The sequence below is a fragment of the Paenibacillus sp. ALJ109b genome (assembly GCF_010747435.1).
GTDB lineage: Bacteria > Bacillota > Bacilli > Paenibacillales > Paenibacillaceae > Paenibacillus > Paenibacillus taichungensis.
In genome coordinates, this window is the sequence record NZ_JAAIFP010000006.1 from 22,624 (window position 1) to 40,030 (window position 17,407).

13 protein-coding genes are annotated in these 17,407 nt (G+C 45.3%); 6 read left to right on the plus strand and 7 right to left on the minus strand.

What is annotated here, in order from left to right:
* Window positions 1-444 precede the first annotated feature (444 nt).
* From G3352_RS06365 to cysK, 4 genes are all read left to right on the plus strand, one after another.
* Window positions 445-1,482, plus strand: coding sequence for a nucleotide-binding protein (locus G3352_RS06365; protein ID WP_163755096.1), 1,038 nt, complete (start codon window positions 445-447; stop codon window positions 1,480-1,482).
* Window positions 1,479-1,712: a hypothetical protein gene (locus G3352_RS06370; RefSeq protein WP_163755098.1), complete on the plus strand. Its 234-nt coding sequence runs from the start codon at window positions 1,479-1,481 to the stop codon at window positions 1,710-1,712. The genes G3352_RS06365 and G3352_RS06370 overlap by 4 nt, the downstream gene beginning before the upstream one ends.
* A gap of 391 nt (window positions 1,713-2,103) precedes the next feature.
* Window positions 2,104-2,490 (plus strand): YhjD family protein, encoded by a 387-nt coding sequence (locus G3352_RS06375; RefSeq protein WP_163755099.1) that lies wholly within the window; start codon window positions 2,104-2,106, stop codon window positions 2,488-2,490.
* 281 nt (window positions 2,491-2,771) lie between these two features.
* On the plus strand, window positions 2,772-3,731 hold the full coding sequence (cysK, locus tag G3352_RS06380) for a cysteine synthase A (RefSeq protein WP_205524737.1): 960 nt from the start codon (window positions 2,772-2,774) through the stop codon (window positions 3,729-3,731).
* A gap of 143 nt (window positions 3,732-3,874) precedes the next feature.
* On the opposite strand, the gene G3352_RS06385 is transcribed toward cysK, so the two are convergent.
* A complete protein-coding gene (locus G3352_RS06385) occupies window positions 3,875-5,857 on the minus strand; it encodes an ATP-dependent DNA helicase (protein WP_163755101.1) in 1,983 nt (660 codons plus the stop codon).
* 173 nt (window positions 5,858-6,030) lie between these two features.
* Here G3352_RS06385 and G3352_RS06390 point away from each other — a divergent pair, with 173 nt between their 5' ends.
* Window positions 6,031-7,623 carry a catalase gene (locus G3352_RS06390; protein ID WP_163755103.1) on the plus strand — a complete coding sequence of 531 codons (1,593 nt, stop codon included), beginning with the start codon at window positions 6,031-6,033 and terminating at the stop codon, window positions 7,621-7,623.
* A 467-nt stretch (window positions 7,624-8,090) separates the two neighbouring features.
* Window positions 8,091-9,446 (plus strand): right-handed parallel beta-helix repeat-containing protein, encoded by a 1,356-nt coding sequence (locus G3352_RS06395; RefSeq protein WP_163755105.1) that lies wholly within the window; start codon window positions 8,091-8,093, stop codon window positions 9,444-9,446.
* Window positions 9,447-9,856: 410 nt separating this feature from the next.
* Here G3352_RS06395 and G3352_RS06400 read toward each other — a convergent pair whose 3' ends face one another.
* The 6 genes from G3352_RS06400 to G3352_RS06425 all read right to left on the minus strand — a co-directional run bounded on the left by G3352_RS06400 (window position 9,857) and on the right by G3352_RS06425 (window position 17,275).
* Complete coding sequence (locus G3352_RS06400) at window positions 9,857-10,945, minus strand: DUF1648 domain-containing protein (protein WP_163755107.1); 1,089 nt, start codon at window positions 10,943-10,945, stop codon at window positions 9,857-9,859.
* Window positions 10,946-11,586: 641 nt separating this feature from the next.
* Window positions 11,587-12,339: a peroxide stress protein YaaA gene (yaaA, locus tag G3352_RS06405; RefSeq protein WP_163755109.1), complete on the minus strand. Its 753-nt coding sequence runs from the start codon at window positions 12,337-12,339 to the stop codon at window positions 11,587-11,589.
* 216 nt (window positions 12,340-12,555) lie between these two features.
* Window positions 12,556-13,434 carry a prohibitin family protein gene (locus tag G3352_RS06410; RefSeq protein WP_163755111.1) on the minus strand — a complete coding sequence of 293 codons (879 nt, stop codon included), beginning with the start codon at window positions 13,432-13,434 and terminating at the stop codon, window positions 12,556-12,558.
* A 1,505-nt stretch (window positions 13,435-14,939) separates the two neighbouring features.
* On the minus strand, window positions 14,940-15,332 hold the full coding sequence (cdiI, locus tag G3352_RS06415) for a ribonuclease toxin immunity protein CdiI (protein WP_163755113.1): 393 nt from the start codon (window positions 15,330-15,332) through the stop codon (window positions 14,940-14,942).
* Between the two features lie 36 nt (window positions 15,333-15,368).
* On the minus strand, window positions 15,369-15,860 hold the full coding sequence (locus G3352_RS06420) for a CdiA family toxin C-terminal domain-containing protein (RefSeq protein WP_163755114.1): 492 nt from the start codon (window positions 15,858-15,860) through the stop codon (window positions 15,369-15,371).
* Window positions 15,845-17,275, minus strand: coding sequence for a hypothetical protein (locus G3352_RS06425; protein ID WP_163755116.1), 1,431 nt, complete (start codon window positions 17,273-17,275; stop codon window positions 15,845-15,847). Before G3352_RS06425 ends, G3352_RS06420 begins: the two co-directional genes overlap by 16 nt.
* Window positions 17,276-17,407: the final 132 nt, after the last annotated feature.

Genomic DNA, 17,407 nt, shown 5'->3' on the forward strand with positions numbered 1-17,407 from the left:
TTCAGACGGGTCTACACTCTCCGTTACCGTGTAAAGGTTTAGTTTAAACATCAAAGCTAACTTGCTTGTTCTTCTATTATATAACACCGATGTGATTGGGTCGAAACAGCAGACCCTTCAAATATGCGCAAAAAGCACACTCTGGCCTGCTTGAGCACTCAAACAGCCACACCAGGACAAGCTTCTCTAACTAATGGTGCTACCTGCTCCTTCATTCTATGACTGAAGCTTCCAAATATAACTGTCCAGTCACCCAACTGTGACAATTTGGGTCCATTTTTTATTATTCCGCGGATTTTAAAGGAATCATTTCCCTCTTGCACATACACTATAGCAAATGTAATCGGCTTATCTTGGTCCAGCTAAACGTTTCCAGACTTACTCTGCTGTTTATGGTATAATATAACAATTGATTCCCACTACCCGTTTAAGCGAGGCGGATTAATGAAAACGTTAAAGCCAAGAGTCTTTATTGGCTGCTCGCTGGAAGCGAAGCCGATTGCAGCCGCAGTACACGAAAACTTGCGTTTCTCGGCCGAAGTTACCCCTTGGTACTCCGGAGTTTTTAATCCAAGCAGTTATACCATGGACGATTTGGAAACAGAAGTGCGTACGACTGACTTTGCCATTTTTATTTTTCATCCGGATGATATATCGAAAATTCGCGGGAAGTACTATGCCTCTGTCCGTGATAATACAATGCTGGAAATGGGTTTGTTTATGGGTCGGCTAGGACGAAAGCGTATTTTTTTCATTCTCCCTGAAGATATTACGGACATCAAAGACGCTTCCAAGATCGAAGGTTTACGCATGCCTACAGACCTGCTGGGATTAAATCCACTGGTTTATGAAATTCGTTCAGACGGGAAATGGGCGCCAGCCGTCTCGGTGGCCTGTTCCAAAATCGCCGACAGCATCGAAGAACAGGGACGATGGAGCGATCCCGAAGTGGAAAAAATCATCGAGAAGCACAAAAGATCTGAGGGTGAAGCCCGGTTACAGTTGCTCAAGCTGCTGCGATTCTTCAGGGAGTTACTGCGTACCCGCAAAGCAGATTCGGTTATGTTGGAGCGAATGAGCGATGCACTTCGAAGTGCATTTGTATCCCTTCCTCCATTTGCCGTGCGTGGGACTGCGATATACCGTACAGATGACAGTGGTCATATTGAACAATTATGTGGTAATGTTGGGGAACCGGGGAGAAAATATAACTTGTCCGCCAACGACGACAAACAGCCTGATGATCCGAAGCGAATTCTGGTTATTGATTCTTACCGGGAGAACAAAATCAAGATCAATCTCTACGACGACTACCTTGAGAAAGAGTATCTGCTATGCTATCCTGTAGCCAAGAGGTATGTAATCACGGTCCATATTATTGGACATATTGAAGCGGATGAGGCGATATTTCAGCAGATGGATTTGGAGAATCGTCATCTGTTCAACGCCATCAACGATTTGTTAGGAGGCGAACCGGAATGAAACCGGAAACGAAAAAAATAAGCAAGCGCTGGGGCAGCGACAAAAAGGTACGCCTCAGTTCTGCGCCCGAATCATCACGACCGGTTCCGGAACCCAAGGAAAAAGATCGTTTCCACAAACCGGCCGTACCGCTGACTACGATTGGCCCTTCGCTGAAGGGTAAAGAAAGACCTTACAAAGTGATTCTGGAAAAAGAGGCTCTTTATGAGAAGCCTCAGTATCTGGCTTAACCGCTTTATGCTCATTTACAACTCTGCCGTCTGGTTCGGCAGATCATCTGGCCCCGCCGCCCAAGGCAGGGGCTTTTTTTGTTGCAATCACTTTGGCAATTCTTCATAACCTTCGCCAATCAACGAACCAAAAGCTCTTCATCTCTTCCTCTGCATTAAGTCGTTTTCTTTATGCCCTTAGGTTTCCTGCAAAACCCAAATATTATACCTTATTTTGGAGAAGGCCTGTCCCTATTTCACCGCCTACAACCTTAACATCAATCGCATACGGACTACTTCCAATATTTCTCGGTTGTATTGTGTATCATCATTGCATATATTGATTATAATATAGGAACATACGTTCTGTAAATAAGAACTTGTCCGAATTCAAGGTTAAGGAAGTGAAAGTATGTCATCATCCCCTTCCGCCCCATCCCCTGCGGATGAAGACCACCGATTGATTAAAAGCATGGTTGTACGCACTCTGCTGCTGGATGTGCTTGAACGGGATATTCGCACACTGGATACGTTGCAGCTCAAAATGCCAGAGGTGTACATTCTGTCTCTAACCCGCATTCAAAATGATGTACTTAAGGAAATGCTGACGCTTCGCAAACAGATGAGAACTCGTGGCGTCAAGGTTCTGGAGGAGAAACGGCAAGTCGATGGAATCGAAACCCAGTACCTGTGCAGAGGCTATTTGCAGCGGTTCTATATGCTGTGGACGTTCGCGCGGAATGAAGTCAAAAAAGAGCTTAGCCAGCATCTGGATATGGATTTGACCCAGCCGTTATAGCTGATTCATCTGCTTAATGTACCCGTCATCGTTTAAATTCACATTACTTAGTCCACTTAGTTCACTTACTCCTCAGACTCCCCACCCTTCTGCCTAATCGAAACAGGTTGACCCCGGGAGGATGCGTTCATTAAGATGGAATAGACATATCTGTACATTCCGTTCAGACTTGTAATGAAAATGGATTCCTATAAGCAAACAAGCCTGCATGCCATTAGCGGCGGACAGACTTGTTCATTGGAATTGCTTTTAACGTCTTATCAATCAAGGAGTTGAACTTCATGGACTTGAATTCGCATTTAATTAAAAATCAAACACCCGCACATACAGGCATTGCCGCAGATGTTACCGAACTGATCGGCCAGACACCTGCCGTTAAACTGAACAGACTTACAGGCAGCGATTCCGCTGACGTATACGTCAAGCTGGAATATTTCAACCCCAGCGGCAGCGTCAAAGACCGTGCCGCCTATAACCTGATCGTTCAGGCTGAACGGGCAGGACTCCTGCTTCCCGGCGCAACCATTATCGAACCGACCAGCGGCAATACCGGCATCGGTCTTGCGATGAATGCTGCTGCCAAAGGATATAAGGCCATTCTGATCATGCCGGACAACATGTCCAAGGAACGCATCAACATTCTGAAAGCCTATGGTGCAGATGTCGTACTTACCCCTGCTGCGGAACGGATGCCTGGTGCGATTCGTAAGGCCAAAGAACTGCAGGCCGACATTCCAGGAAGTTTCATTCCCCAGCAATTCGAGAACCAGGCGAACCCGGACATCCACCGGATCACCACGGCTCCCGAAATTATGCAGCAGATGGAAGGCAAGCTGGACGCCTTCATTGCCACGGCGGGAACTGGCGGTACCATTACCGGAACGGGAGAAGAACTGCGCAAGCAGCTGCCGGACATTCGCATCTATGCCGTTGAGCCAAAAGGTTCTCCGGTACTGTCCGGTGGCGAGCCCGGACCCCACAAGCTCGTCGGTACAAGTCCAGGATTCATTCCGGACATTCTGAATACCGACGTGTGGGATGCCATTATCCAGGTGTCCGATGAGGATGCACTGGATACGATGCGGCAGCTTGCTGCCCGGGAAGGGCTGCTGCTCGGCCCTTCCTCTGGCGCTTCGGTGTGGGCCTCCCTTCGCATCGCGAAGGAACTGGGGCCGGGACACCGGGTGCTCTGCATTGCGCCCGATACCGGGGAACGGTATTTGAGCATGGGTATTTTTTAACAAAGAAAAACTCTTACAACGAGTCAAAGGCTCCCCTCCAAAATGAGCGCTTGATCACAGCCGGACGTTGAAGCCGCAGCGTACAAGTACTTACTTCTGGAAAGGGAGCCAGTTAAGTTAAATATTCTAAATATGAATGTGAACTAGTGTGTCAGGGTTGTCCATTCTACACCTTCGGGAAGCAGAGCCGCAATGCGGTCTTTGGCTTCCTTTTTGCTGTATAACGATTCATCCAGAATCGCGGCGGTACCCGAATCACTGCTGGTCCGAATCAAACGTCCCAGACCTTGCTTCACACGCAGCAACATGTATGGAAGATCGATCTCTTCATAAGGTGCAGCTGACGCTGTACGTTTTGCATTAAATACAGGGTCCTGTGGTGGATACGGGAGCGACCAGATCATGACATTGGATAATGACGGTCCTGGAACGTCCAGACCTTCCCACAGACTGACGGAGCATAGCACACTTTCCTCATCCTCCTGGAAAGCGGCAATCAGGTCACTAATCTCCCGATCTCCCTCATACATAAAACGCAACCCTTGAGCCTCAGGGACATGAACGATGTCCTGCTTGAATGCACGCAGCTCTTCCATCGTACGGAACAGAATCAGGGCACGCCCCCCACTCTCCTGAAGCAGCGTCACGGCGTCACGCAACCGATTTTCGTTTTCCGGGTGACCAGGTACGGTTTCATCGGTAATCTTCATCTGCATTTTGTCCGCATAGTCATATGGAGAAGCCACGGAGAACGATACAAAATCATCAATCCCCAGACTGTCTGCCACATAACGGAATGAACTGTCCACAGATAATGTTGCGGATGAGAAGACAATCGGAATGCCTGTATTGAACACACGCTCGTTCAGAATTTCCTTCACGGTACGCGGCATGATCGATAAGGTTATCTCGTCTTCGCTCTCTTCAGCCCAACAGATGTATCCATCTTCCTTACGGAACAACGCAAGTGCAGACTGAATCATGTCCAAATGTTCTTCCACGACACGCATCTGATAGCCATCCAGCGAGAACAATCCGCTCTCAAATACCAATTCTTCGCCGATCGCATCCAATACGCTGGTCAGTCGTTCAATCTCACGCAGCAGCGGCGGTTCTACCCGCACTTCTTTCCGTTCCGATCCGGGAATGGCTACCGTATACGTATCCAGCAGCGCGAACAATCGTTCACTGCTCTCAATCGCTTCATCCACACGCTCGGCGAGGGATTCACGAATCTCACCTTCGAGCAGACGGGTAACCAGTTCCTCGAAGATGCGGTGTTTCAATTTGTAGCTCAGTGCGTTCAGGGCCGCTTCTTCCAGCAAATGTCCTTCATCAAATACAACCGAGCTGTGATCTGGCAGCAGTGGCAATTGTCCCTCGCGTTTGCGCGCTTCATAGGTCCACACATGCTCCATATAGTAATCATGGGAACAGATGATGATGTCCTTGGAACGACGATAGTGGTCACGCGACAGCGTCAAGCCGCAGCGTTGACGTTTGGGACAAACGAAGCAATCTTGGAACGGGTCCCAGTTGATTTTATTCCACTGGCGATCATTCAGATGTGGATACTGTTTGCGGTCACCATACGGATGGAATGCCTGAAGCGTACCCGGCGTATTCACAAAATCCGGAAGGCTCTCATGCACTTCTTCAATGACAGGCGCATCCTCATCCGCAAATCTCATCGCACTTAATTTGTTCAGACAGACGTATTGGTCCGGTGACTTGCCCAGACGTGCATCCACTTCCAAGTCCAGATGTGCAGCCAGCTTTGCAATATCTCCGCCCGGCTTCACCAGTTGTTCAATCAAGGACTCATCCGCACAGGCAATCACCGCCGGTTTACCCGTATAACGTGCATAACAGACCGCATAGAGCAGATAGACTAATGTCTTTCCTGTTCCCACACCAGCCTCAGCCATAATGGTCTTTTTATCTCCATAGGCCCGTTCAAGCTGGTACGCCATAAAAATCTGTTCATCTCGTACCTCGAAGCCGGACTCAGGCAAAATATCGTAAAAAACATCGGCAACCCATTCCCCTAAACGGGATACAAAGGGCTCTGCCGGATCATATGCAAAAGGATAACGTTGTGTAGACAATCCTAAGTCAGCCTCCATTCTTAGACAAGCGGTCCAAATTTCATTTTCCGTTCAAAAAAGGCCGCTGGGCAAAAGTTAATTATCCCACGCCATGAGGTGGGTGACAAGCTTTTTTTAATGAAAACGATGTATAGAACCGCCTTGCAGGGAAAATATATATTCGAATCCATCATAAGGAAAGGCGGTGCTCCATGAATCATCAGTCTTCACAACCTGAGCATTCCTCAGACAAGGCACCCGAGACATTAACGGATCGGCAAGGCCATCCCATCACGGACAATCAGAATGTTCGAACCGTCGGCAGCCGGGGACCGACTACGCTGGAGAACTATCATTTTCTCGAAAAGATCACCCATTTTGACCGTGAACGTATTCCAGAACGGGTTGTACATGCCCGCGGCGCTGGCGCCCATGGCGTATTTCAGGCTTACGGAACGGCCGGGGACAAACCGGTATCAAAATACACACGCGCACGTCTGTTTCAGGAAAAAGGGAAAGAAACGCCCGTATTCGTTCGCTTCTCTACGGTTATTCATGGTGGGCATTCACCGGAGACTCTTCGGGACCCGCGCGGATTTGCTGTGAAATTCTATACCGAGGACGGCAACTGGGATCTGGTGGGCAACAATCTGAAAATCTTTTTCATTCGTGACCCGCTCAAATTCCCTGATATGGTGCATGCCTTCAAGCCGGACCCGCTGACCAATGCACAGGATATGGAACGGTTTTTCGATTTCGTTTCGCTTAGTCCCGAAGCGACCCATATGATTACGTTTCTCTTCTCCCCTTGGGGAATTCCGGCCAACTATCGACAAATGCAGGGGTCGGGCGTCAATACATACAAATGGGTGAATCAGGAAGGCACAGGCGTGCTCATTAAATATCACTGGGAACCGCTCAATCAAGGCATACGCAACCTGCTCCAGAAGGACGCCAGTGATATTCAGGGGCAGAACTTTAACCACGCCACACTCGACCTGTATCACGCCATCGAACAAGGAGATTATCCGGAATGGGAGTTGTGCGTTCAGGTTATGGAGGATGGCGAGCATCCCGAACTGGATTTTGACCCGCTGGACCCGACCAAGTTGTGGCCGCCAGAGCAGTTTCCGTTTTTGCCGGTTGGGAAAATGACGTTAAACCGTAATCCAGAGGACTACTTTAATGAAGTGGAACAGGCAGCGTTTGGCACAGGTGTACTGGTGGATGGACTGGATTTCTCGGATGATAAACTGCTGCAAGGACGCACCTTCTCCTACTCGGATACCCAGCGTCACCGGGTGGGTGCCAACTACCTGCAACTGCCAGTTAATGCACCGAAAAAGCGGGTAGCCACCAATCAGAGCGGTGGACAGATGCAATATCAGGTCGATCGTGCACCGGGTCAGAATCCACACGTCAACTATGAACCTTCCTCATTGGGTGGCTTGAAGGAAGCGACTCCACGCGGCAAGGAACATGAACCTCTTATTGAGGGGCGTCTTGTTCGTGAAAAAATTGAGCGTACCAATGACTTCGGACAAGCCGGAGATACCTACCGTTCGTTTGAAGATTGGGAGCGAGACGAGCTGATCAGCAATCTGGTAGATGCTTTAGCCACATGCAAACCGGATATCCGCGAGCGCATGATCTCCCATTTCACACAAGCGGATGCTGATTATGGACGCCGGGTAGCGGAAGGATTATCCGCCGTCTCAACGGATGACAGTGCCACGGTTCAGCCCAAGCATGAGCCCACAGTGGAACAGGCCGCCAAGCGCAGTCATGAAGCAGATCCGTACTAAGCACGAGCTGGTTTAGTTAAGGCGTATTTTAAGGTAAATGACATGTTATATAGGAACGTATAGGTTCGTTAATTAACCCTCGGTAGCAAAGACTGCTTAAGCAGCTGCTATCGAGGGTATTTGGCGTTTCAACCTGGCAGACTGTGAGCTGATCATGTGGGCCCCTTCTATTTTAAATATTTATAAGGTTGATTTCGGATGATTGGAGGTATGGATCATGCCGTTTGCTAAGAAAAGGGGCTCTTTCTACGTTCATTTCAGATGATCCCCTGTTAAATGAGGGACATGAACTGAGCGGAAGATTATGCGTTACTCATATGAATTTCCATTTCCGACCAGTTATACGAGGCTTGTCAGCAGGTTGAGTCCATCTGATCAAATGATTATTGATGATAACGTTTACAACATTTACCATAAACCTGTGTCCTCTAGGACTTCATTTCCCAATTACTAAGGAGGTTTGCTTAATGAAATTATTCCCTATTACTTCTGTTCATGCCTCATCTCAACGTTCGCTGAAATCGAAAATGACTCACATCTGCCTAAGTGCCGCGTTCCCACTATTATTGCTCGGCGGTGGATCGGCTGGTGCGGCGGAACTGATCGATAGCGGACTGCAAAATCCCTCTGATTCTGTGGCTGCCTCCAGTATCGCACTCGCTGCAGGTGATCTATATGTCGCTCCTGGCGGCTCGGCTAGCAATCCCGGAACCCTTGCGAGTCCTACGTCACTGGCTAACGCGCTGACACAAATCGCACCGGGCAAAACGATATATCTGCGCGGTGGCACCTACAGTTTCTCGGAAACGGTTACGATTGAGCGAGGCAACAGTGGTACATCGGGACAGCGCAAAAATCTGGTGGCGTACGGATCGGAAAAGCCTGTCTTCGATTTCTCAGCCCAAGCCTTCGCTTCCACTAATCGCGGACTGCAAATGTTCGGAGACTACTGGCTCGTCAAAGGGCTTGAAGTGAAGGGTGCGGGCGACAACGGTATCTTTATCGGGGGCAGCTACAACCGCCTGGAACAGATCGAAGCTCATCATAACCGGGATACTGGCATCCAGCTCGGACGTTATGCTTCGACTGCTTCAAACAGCGAATGGCCTGCCTATAACGAGATTATTCGCTCCTATTCCCATGATAACTATGACCCGGATGACGGCGAGGATGCCGACGGTTTTGCTGCCAAATTGACGGTAGGCCCTGGCAACCTGTTCGATGGTTGTATCGCTGCCTATAATGTAGACGATGGCTGGGATCTCTATAGCAAAACAGATACTGGCGCCATCGGCGTCGTGACGATCCGCAACAGCATCTCCCATCACAACGGGCAGACTTCGGATGGTACATCCACCACCAATAGTGACGGTAACGGCTTCAAGCTGGGCGGCGAGAAAATCGCGGTGAATCATATTGTGGAGAACAGCATTGCTTTTCAAAATAAAAAGCACGGCTTCACCTATAACAGCAATCCCGGTTCCATTCAGATGAAAAACAATACGTCCTGGCAAAATGGTCAAAGCAACTTTGCCTTTGATGTAGGCACACACATTTTCACCAACAACCTGTCCTTCGAAGGCGGCGCCAGCGACAAAACCAGCGGAACCGACGTCAGCAGCACCAACGTCTGGTGGAAAAACAAAAAGAGCGTGAACGACAAAGGCCTGCTCGCCAGCGCAGCCGACTTTGTCTCCCTTGTGCCTTCGGTGACGCGCAGCGCGGATGGAACGCCTGTCTTGGGTAATTTCCTGAAGCTTGCGAACGGGAGTGATCTGATTGGGTCGGGTACGCCATCGGGTACGAATATCGGGGCGCGTTAAGTGGTAGGTTAGTATGGAGTTAAAGTAAAACATGTGTGTTGAGTGCACATGTGGATTAAAAGATACGGAATAAACGTAAAATCCCCGTCTCTATGCCAGCCGGATTGCTGGTGTTGGAGAGGGGGATTTTTGAGTTGCTGTGCATATCCTGCTGACTGAAGGATTATTAAATAAGAGTACATTATTACTCTTTTATTGTGTGGAAGCTACAATGTGTTTATGATGCAATGGCAAACAATCAAGCAGCTTATGCAGTGAAAATGCTGAAGAACGTCATCAGTCAATATGTAAAAAAGAAAGGCTATATACAGAACCTGCTTGTCTAATGTGGATGGCGTCTAATTTTGAAGCGAAAATATTTATTTGTTGAAAGCTAGAATACTCCGGTGAATATTAACCTCCAAGCCTTGTTACCGCACCACAACTAACAGTACTATAATTCCGAGACAAATCAGCCAGCTTACTGGGTGACCGAAATTTAATCCCCAGCCGACTCCGAACCTTTTCTCGACCATTAGGTTTGGATCTTTGCGATTGAAATAAATCATACCTAATAGCCATTTATCATCATCATGGACAGGTCTGACATTGGAGGATTCGTCAGATCGCTCCAAGCGGCTTCCGCCCTGACCAGCCCAGAACGATAAGGCGAAGGCGTATAGGATGATAAAAGCTATTATAATTAGGATAATGGGGATAGCGAAATTGATGTTAAGCAGAGATATCATGTTTAGTTGCACAACGGAAAACAGGATAACTATTAAGAAGCTTGCTGTAATCATAAAATATGACCAAGTACGGCGGAATGTTACGTCTTGTCTGATGGAACGGTTAGGATCAGTGGGTTGAACCTGATGCTTCACTCTGCGAATACTCCAATTCTCAAATATGAACAAAAGTGTTATGAACACTTGCATGATCGTAGGCATAAACACAGAACTATAAGATTTAGCTGCATAGCGGTCTACGTTCCAACTGCTGTTGAAATGGATCGGAATCTGATCAGGAATAAGATCGTAGTTGCGTAGCACAGTTAGAATACTAACACCAATAAATAAAAAATGAATGAGGAACCAATTACTAGACAAGCCAATGTTTCTTTTCCGAAATTCAGTGTCCATTGCCATGATCGATGGTTCCGAAGCAATAGGCAGCATAGGTAGTAAACTTTTCATTTTGAAATGATAGCTAATGTTTATGACTAGGGAGATTACGACCATGGCGAGTGAATAAGTGACAATGATCCAACTTTGTTGCTTGGAATGTTCATCACCGTATATTAGGCAGATGATACAAACAATGAATAGGATGGTATGTAAGGTAGCGCTAATCCTAGCATATGACTTCCGCATCTGGCGCAGAGGCTCACTGTGGAATTGTACAGCGCTGATGGTGACCCCAAAACTAATCGTCTCTCTTGTTAAATAAGGCATGCTTACCATGAGTACAATGGTAGGTACAAATACAAAGATCATTACCATAACAGACATTATCGTCATATTATTCGCCTCCTCTTATACATAAGTGTGTATTCGAAAAGTCTATAACCCTTATAGCATAGGCCATTCATCACTATGCCTTTTTGCGTATGATTATCCTATTAACTTAGGATAGGTAATCGACTTGAACATAAATTTAATTATAATCGCTTTTAGTGACTATAGGGGTGAAATTAACAATTTATCCAGATTTTTTTGCTACATAGAGTTACTCATCTGACAACTGAATTATGGCAAGTACATCTGTTTGAAATTCTGTAGGTAAAGGACAGGTTTTCGTTATCCCATTTTTTGATGCTTAGCCACGAAACGAATGACCTCAACACAATTGTAATTTATCTTTTCCTCTTTTTAATTGAACTGGGAGCTTTAGCAAGAGTCAGATTCTCAAACAAATCTACCCCTGGCAGCTAATATTGTATCATCAAATGGAAGATTATTAAGATTGCTAACTATACTTTAAAACAAAAAACTCCCACCAATATTTATTAGCAGGCGTTTTATAAATTGATTCACGCAGACATCCCATCAATGACAGGGATGTGTAGATCAATATTTCCTAATTCCCATGTTTGTTCAATGTAGACGTGACAACAAACTCCCTTGCAGGATGTACATCAAACCCATCGCTTTAAAACTGGCTATTTACCCCCTGAATACAAGAAGACATACATACTCTTATCCGATAACTCTTCTGAAAAACCAAAGTTTAACCGAGTAAAGCTTCTGACATCCCTCACATCTGTAATCTTCCGCTCTGCCATATATCGTACCATCTCACCTCTAGCCATTTTGGCGCGGGTTGCCTTTTCAACCAGTTTCCCATCGACCATTTGTCCAAAAACACAAGTGATAAAGCGGGTCTCCTCATTCAGAAAAGGCGTGATGTTTTTGCTATACTCTTTGGAAGCCAGATTCAGAATACAGTTGCTGTCCGCTTGAAGCTGATCTGCCAATTTGCTGCCCCAGAATTGATAGAGCGATTTGAACCCCGGACCTTGTAACTTGCCCTGCATCTCCAACCGATAAGGGGTAACCCCATCCAAAGGCCGTAACATGCCATAAAAACCGGATAATATGCGTAAATGCTGCTCCAGATACTCCAGTTCCTTATTTTGAAAAACACCCGGAGCCATATACTGATACTGGATTCCCTCATAGGCGTATATGGCTGGGGTAAGATTTGCTTTTATATTCATATTCCGGATCCGCTCCACGTTCTGTTCGGCGATTGCATCGTTACACTTCCACATTGCTTTGAGTTCATCATAGGTTAACTTTTGAAGCAAACTGAGTAGCTGTTCTGATTCGTTTATAAAATGCGGCATCTGTGCCATAGCCATAAGATCGGTATCGATCTTCATCTTTTTAGCTGGTGATATAATAATTCTCATCGTGCTGATCCATCCTTAATCTACCGTTGTTATTGTCGTTATTCATTGTACAGGATTGGCTAGGTGAATCCAATGTCAAGGCTTAACTAAATCCTTCATGGTGCCTTTGAAATGACTCAAAAATGAACAAGTCAGCCCACGATTGGACCGGCTTGTTCATTAGAATTCAACACATTAAATTGTTGAAAAAGTAAGGCGTGCATTTCAAACCGCTAATTAGGGAGATACGCTCCCCGCGCCGCTATTTTGCTCTGTTTTTGTAGTCGGCAATTGAATCATTGGAGTATTTGACCCACTTACATATGGAAGGGCTCCATCCCATTTCTTAATTGTTTCATATTCAACGAGTTGACTCGATAGTGATTGTTGAAGCTCTTTATTCGCTTTAGCCTGACCTTCTGCTTCAATTAATAGTTTGTCTGCATTACCTTGTGCTTCCACGCGCTTACGATCTGCTTCTTTCTTGGCGATCTCAAGTTCAGTCGTTTTACGTTCCAGTTCTTGAGAAGCTTCGACACGCTTATCGATTGCCTCCTGAGTCTTAGCATCAGGTTGAGGAACACCTACGGTAACGTTGGATACAATAAAGCCTAACTCTTTAACGTCATCAGAAAAACGTTGTTGGACATCCACTCCTGCCTCGGATGACTTCTCACCATAAACATCAATGACTGTAAACTTAGAAATACCTTTACGAGCTGCGTCGCGGAAACGTGTTTTGAGATATGTATCCTCAATTTCTTGAATGCTAATTGGCCCAAATGTATTGAATATAGAAGATACTTTACTTGGTTCTACTTGGTAGTTATAAGCAAAATCGATTGTGATGTTTTTCCCGTCAGAAGTAGCAATCTGAATATCTCTGTATTCAACCGTTTGAATTCGGATCGGATATTTGGTTACTTTATCAAACGCTCCAACGAGTTTCCACCCTTGACTCAGTGTACTATCTTTTACGCCTCCATTTGGTGAATAGACGACCCCAACATATCCATTAGGAATTCGTGTTAAAAAGAAGGTCACCAGTAACACTCCCACAATAATAACTACTGCAACCGCAATAGCCCCTACTTTAAACGTCTTTGAATTTTCCATCACCATTCTCCTCTTGTTTGAATTTATTGTATTTCTTCAGCAGTCTACCACCTATTTTATTGAATAGCGGGAACATTAATGACCATAGAATAAATGCTAGGATAAAGATTAAAATGATTCCCCCAATAAATGGCATATTCGTCCTCCCTTCTATGAAAGTAACCAAGCACAACCTCATCTGCACGGTGGGATCCGCATAGTTATTTAACTTCATCTACGCTTAATCGCATCCCATGCTAAACCCTCGTGGCCAAATTCTACTTTGCAAAATGCTGTGGTTCCATCTACATCTGTTTAAATGTTACTTCTCCGTTCATTCAAATTTATAACCAACTAATTATATCCTCCTTTATATATACTTTGTAAATTCCCATTCGGTTTCAAGGATATCCAGCGCCACTTCTTGTATTCCTAGAATTTCTACTTTTGAGGAGGCTTGTGAGCACCCGAAGATCGAACCACTATTAGGAAAAGTACAAGTAAATGGTGGGTGAGGGACGTCCAGTACCCGGTTATTCCTATCAAGAATGTGATCATTAATTCATCTGGGAATTATGGATCAGGAGTAAGTTGTACCCATTGCTCTTCTCTGTAGGTCTATACAAATGATATAATATGACACTTTTTTATACGTATGTATTTTCACAAGAAACTTATTCCTATTGCTATAGAATATACAAATCAAAATCAAACTCCGCGTTCAAGTCATAGGCTATACCGATTGCCTTTTGCTCGATAGTAATCGCAGGGGTCTCATTATCCATAATCCTGATCGAGAAGCTAAATAGAAAATTCAAATTATGCGCTTGATTCTCAAGGTTTTCAGCTTTTCAATATGCGGCTCCAAAAGATTGAGTATGTGGTTCAATTGCTGATTAATATCAAAGATTCCTGATAGTCCGTCTCCAAGAACCAACAGGTTTCTTTTCGATATAAATCTCTTTTCATATGTTCCCCCACGGGCAAAACTTTTGACGGATTTGCCGCTTGTATTATAGAAATTAGGAAGTTGGTGGCTAGCCTTACCACATGACCTACTCTTTATGTGAACTGGTCGTCACCAGATTTCCTTCTTCGACGTAACAATCGTGATCATGTACCGTTCTGTTGAGGTTAAAATCAAATTATTAGATTTGACCGCCCCTACTAGTATGGTCGTATCATCCAACATAAAAGGTGCATTGCCATTTTATCTTCATATCGGGACGGCGTATTCTACAGTTGCATAGCATTTTGAAAAACCTGTGAGAAAACGAAGATAACAAAAAACAGGTCAGTCATGGGAGTACCTGACCATAATCGACCTGTTTTTTTGTAACGGAATAGCGTTATTTAGGGCATAAAAATCAAGCATTTATGTGCGTACAACCGAAATGACGAAATCTTTTATACGGGTATTACAAGGATTATACGTGTTATTGGTTGAATGATGGTTTCATTCGGTAATGGGTAGCCCCCAACAGACTTCTATTTGCCAGCGCAATAAAATCTGATATCTCAGTTTGTCATTCTAATTTGAATCTCTTTCTGATATTTTTCAAGCAATTCAATACCTCTTCTTCCAACTCTGGATTATTCCTCACATACTCCATGCTATACTTTTCGATGTAAGGATAGAATTCAACTTCATCCATGATGATTTCTTCTTCAGTAACATCGTCAGCAACGCATACTTTATTTTCTCCAATGTAATACTCATCATCAGAAGCATAGTAAGCTGACAACGAACATCCTATAGTTTCAGACCCACATACGTTGCTTCCTGAATCATATTGAAACTCATTTAACATTTTAAATGGATTCCTCGTATCAGAACGCAAAAAACCCATAGATAAAAATAGTTGGTGTATAAGCCATTCCTTTCGTTCCTTATCAGCAATCAATTTAACTTCATTCATAATAATTCCTTCCCACACCAAACTTGACAACTGAAATTATTTGCCTTCAAGTAGAATTGGATAAATGGAATCTATTTTCCCATCTTTTAATCTCCATTCAAATAATAAACCATTACTTGTAGCTCCTTGGTTTATCCCTTCCTGCATTGGTATTCCTGCCTTCTCAACATTCTTTACAGCTTCTTGTCCCCATTTTAAGATATCATCATCAGTAATAGGTGGACCGTATACCGTTTTAGGGTTCTTCACTTCTTTATACATAATATTCCCATTAGCATCTAATTTCAGCTTAAGCCCACCGTTAACATAATCTGTCTCCAATGAGGGGATACGGTATCTAATTTCATATACACCTGTTACTTTAGGATGTGGTTTTGGCTCACCAATAATAAAATCAGAGCGAGACAACCCATATTTTTCTGCTTCAGCATCTATTGTCTTATAAAATCCGTTAATATTATGTGCTCCTTTAACACTAACATTACGTCCTCTACCAATACCGTGGCCTTCAGTCAAATGTTCAAACAAATCCTTATTATCCCTACTAATTGTTTCAGATAGAAGCTTAATCGTGCTTGTCCGTCCCTTACTAGCCTCATCATATAGATGCGAGTCATCAAACTCATCGAAAGGCCGGTTCTTACCAGGACCGCCCAACGTCTCTCTGGAAGGCTTGGATTTACAGTCTTCGGTCCAGTCTTACCGCTAGCTGCCGCCGGATCATGTTGAACCTGCTGCTTCCAGGCTGCCCATGTATCACCTAGCGCTGAACTATTCTTACTGTTCACCAGCTTGTCCGCTGCCTTATTTAACCCATGCTTGGCCAGCATAGCCAGGTTTACAACCATCAACGTAATTCCCAACTTATCCAGCAAATCCTGATCCATTCCAAGAAACGTTGGATTCGTATTGGCGTTTCCGTTTTTCAGATCATTCAGCTTCTCCGCGTTGACCACAATCATGGAGACGCCCAGCGCAGCATCCGCTACAGCCAGCATGTACAGAGATCCTCCACCTGTTGGTATCGCCGCTATAATTGCAACTACCCCGAATAAGATGTTGAATTCTGCAATCAATACTTGGGGACCAATAATAAGCTCTTCGAACGTATATCGGGATAAGTATACCGTTTTTTGGGTTTGTTTGCTCAAGTAGTCGGGCTTTTGCGGTATGCCATAGGCAAGTTCCATCTGTTCCAGCCAAGGACTGATCTTTTCCAATACGCCCCCGATTCCGGTAGCTTCCACGAACTGCTGGATCATCCCTGGCTTTCCACTCGATCCAGCCGGTCGGGAGGATCCTTGACCGCTCAGCACTGGAGGAGCTGGCATCATCGCATGGATTTCCTCTGATGACTTGCCTGCTTGCCCCCCTTGTTCCATCACCTGTTTGGCTTGCTGCTTCCAATCGTACATCGCCGTTCGATCCTGGTCCATCTGGTCGTAAACCTTCTGCTGGTTCGCCAGTTCGACCTGTTTTTCTGCTTTGCTTTTCTTTTCCGGCTCAGTAGCGGGCTGATTGATATACTTTTGTTGATAGATTGTTTTTTGTTCACCGGAAGACATGGTGCTCAGCCAGTTCTTGGCTTGATCCTTCATTCCCGGATCACTCTTAGCCGTCTCGGCTACTTGATTACGAATATCCGCTCGCTGTCCATCCGTTAGCTGAACTGCAGCCTTGAGTTGGAGCGATAGATCGATCTCTTGTTTCGCAATTTCTCCTTGAGCGAGCTTATCTACATACAACTCTTCCAGCTCTTCTTCGGTTAGAAGATCCACAAAGTCCACTTCGATCTTCTGGAAGTCGACCTTGGCACTTTGGATCCCCATCCGGTTACCGTTCAGGATAACATACTGGTCCGTATTCGTCTGGAGTACAATTTCCTGCTCAGCACGGATTCGAAGAGATTCGAGAACTCCCTCTTCACCCCCACAAGGAACCACCAATTTCCCTGCTGATCATGTGCATCGTCGATATCTAAATGCACCTTCACCATATTGTTGGCCCGTTTGATCACGCGTCCTTCCAAGACATCCCTTGGAGTTTATCATTACGGCGGGATTTTCGGCGCAAAC

Excerpts from the sequence above, each read along its gene's own strand:
- G3352_RS06365 (WP_163755096.1), top strand. The coding sequence starts at position 445 with ATGAAAACGTTAAAGCCAAGAGTCTTTATTGGCTGCTCGCTGGAAGCG.
- G3352_RS06370 (WP_163755098.1), top strand. The coding sequence starts at position 1,479 with ATGAAACCGGAAACGAAAAAAATAAGCAAGCGCTGGGGCAGCGACAAA.
- G3352_RS06375 (WP_163755099.1), top strand. The coding sequence starts at position 2,104 with ATGTCATCATCCCCTTCCGCCCCATCCCCTGCGGATGAAGACCACCGA.
- cysK (WP_205524737.1), top strand. The coding sequence starts at position 2,772 with ATGGACTTGAATTCGCATTTAATTAAAAATCAAACACCCGCACATACA.
- G3352_RS06385 (WP_163755101.1), bottom strand. The coding sequence starts at position 5,857 with ATGGAGGCTGACTTAGGATTGTCTACACAACGTTATCCTTTTGCATAT.
- G3352_RS06390 (WP_163755103.1), top strand. The coding sequence starts at position 6,031 with ATGAATCATCAGTCTTCACAACCTGAGCATTCCTCAGACAAGGCACCC.
- G3352_RS06395 (WP_163755105.1), top strand. The coding sequence starts at position 8,091 with ATGAAATTATTCCCTATTACTTCTGTTCATGCCTCATCTCAACGTTCG.
- G3352_RS06400 (WP_163755107.1), bottom strand. The coding sequence starts at position 10,945 with ATGACGATAATGTCTGTTATGGTAATGATCTTTGTATTTGTACCTACC.
- yaaA (WP_163755109.1), bottom strand. The coding sequence starts at position 12,339 with ATGAGAATTATTATATCACCAGCTAAAAAGATGAAGATCGATACCGAT.
- G3352_RS06410 (WP_163755111.1), bottom strand. The coding sequence starts at position 13,434 with ATGGAAAATTCAAAGACGTTTAAAGTAGGGGCTATTGCGGTTGCAGTA.
- cdiI (WP_163755113.1), bottom strand. The coding sequence starts at position 15,332 with ATGAATGAAGTTAAATTGATTGCTGATAAGGAACGAAAGGAATGGCTT.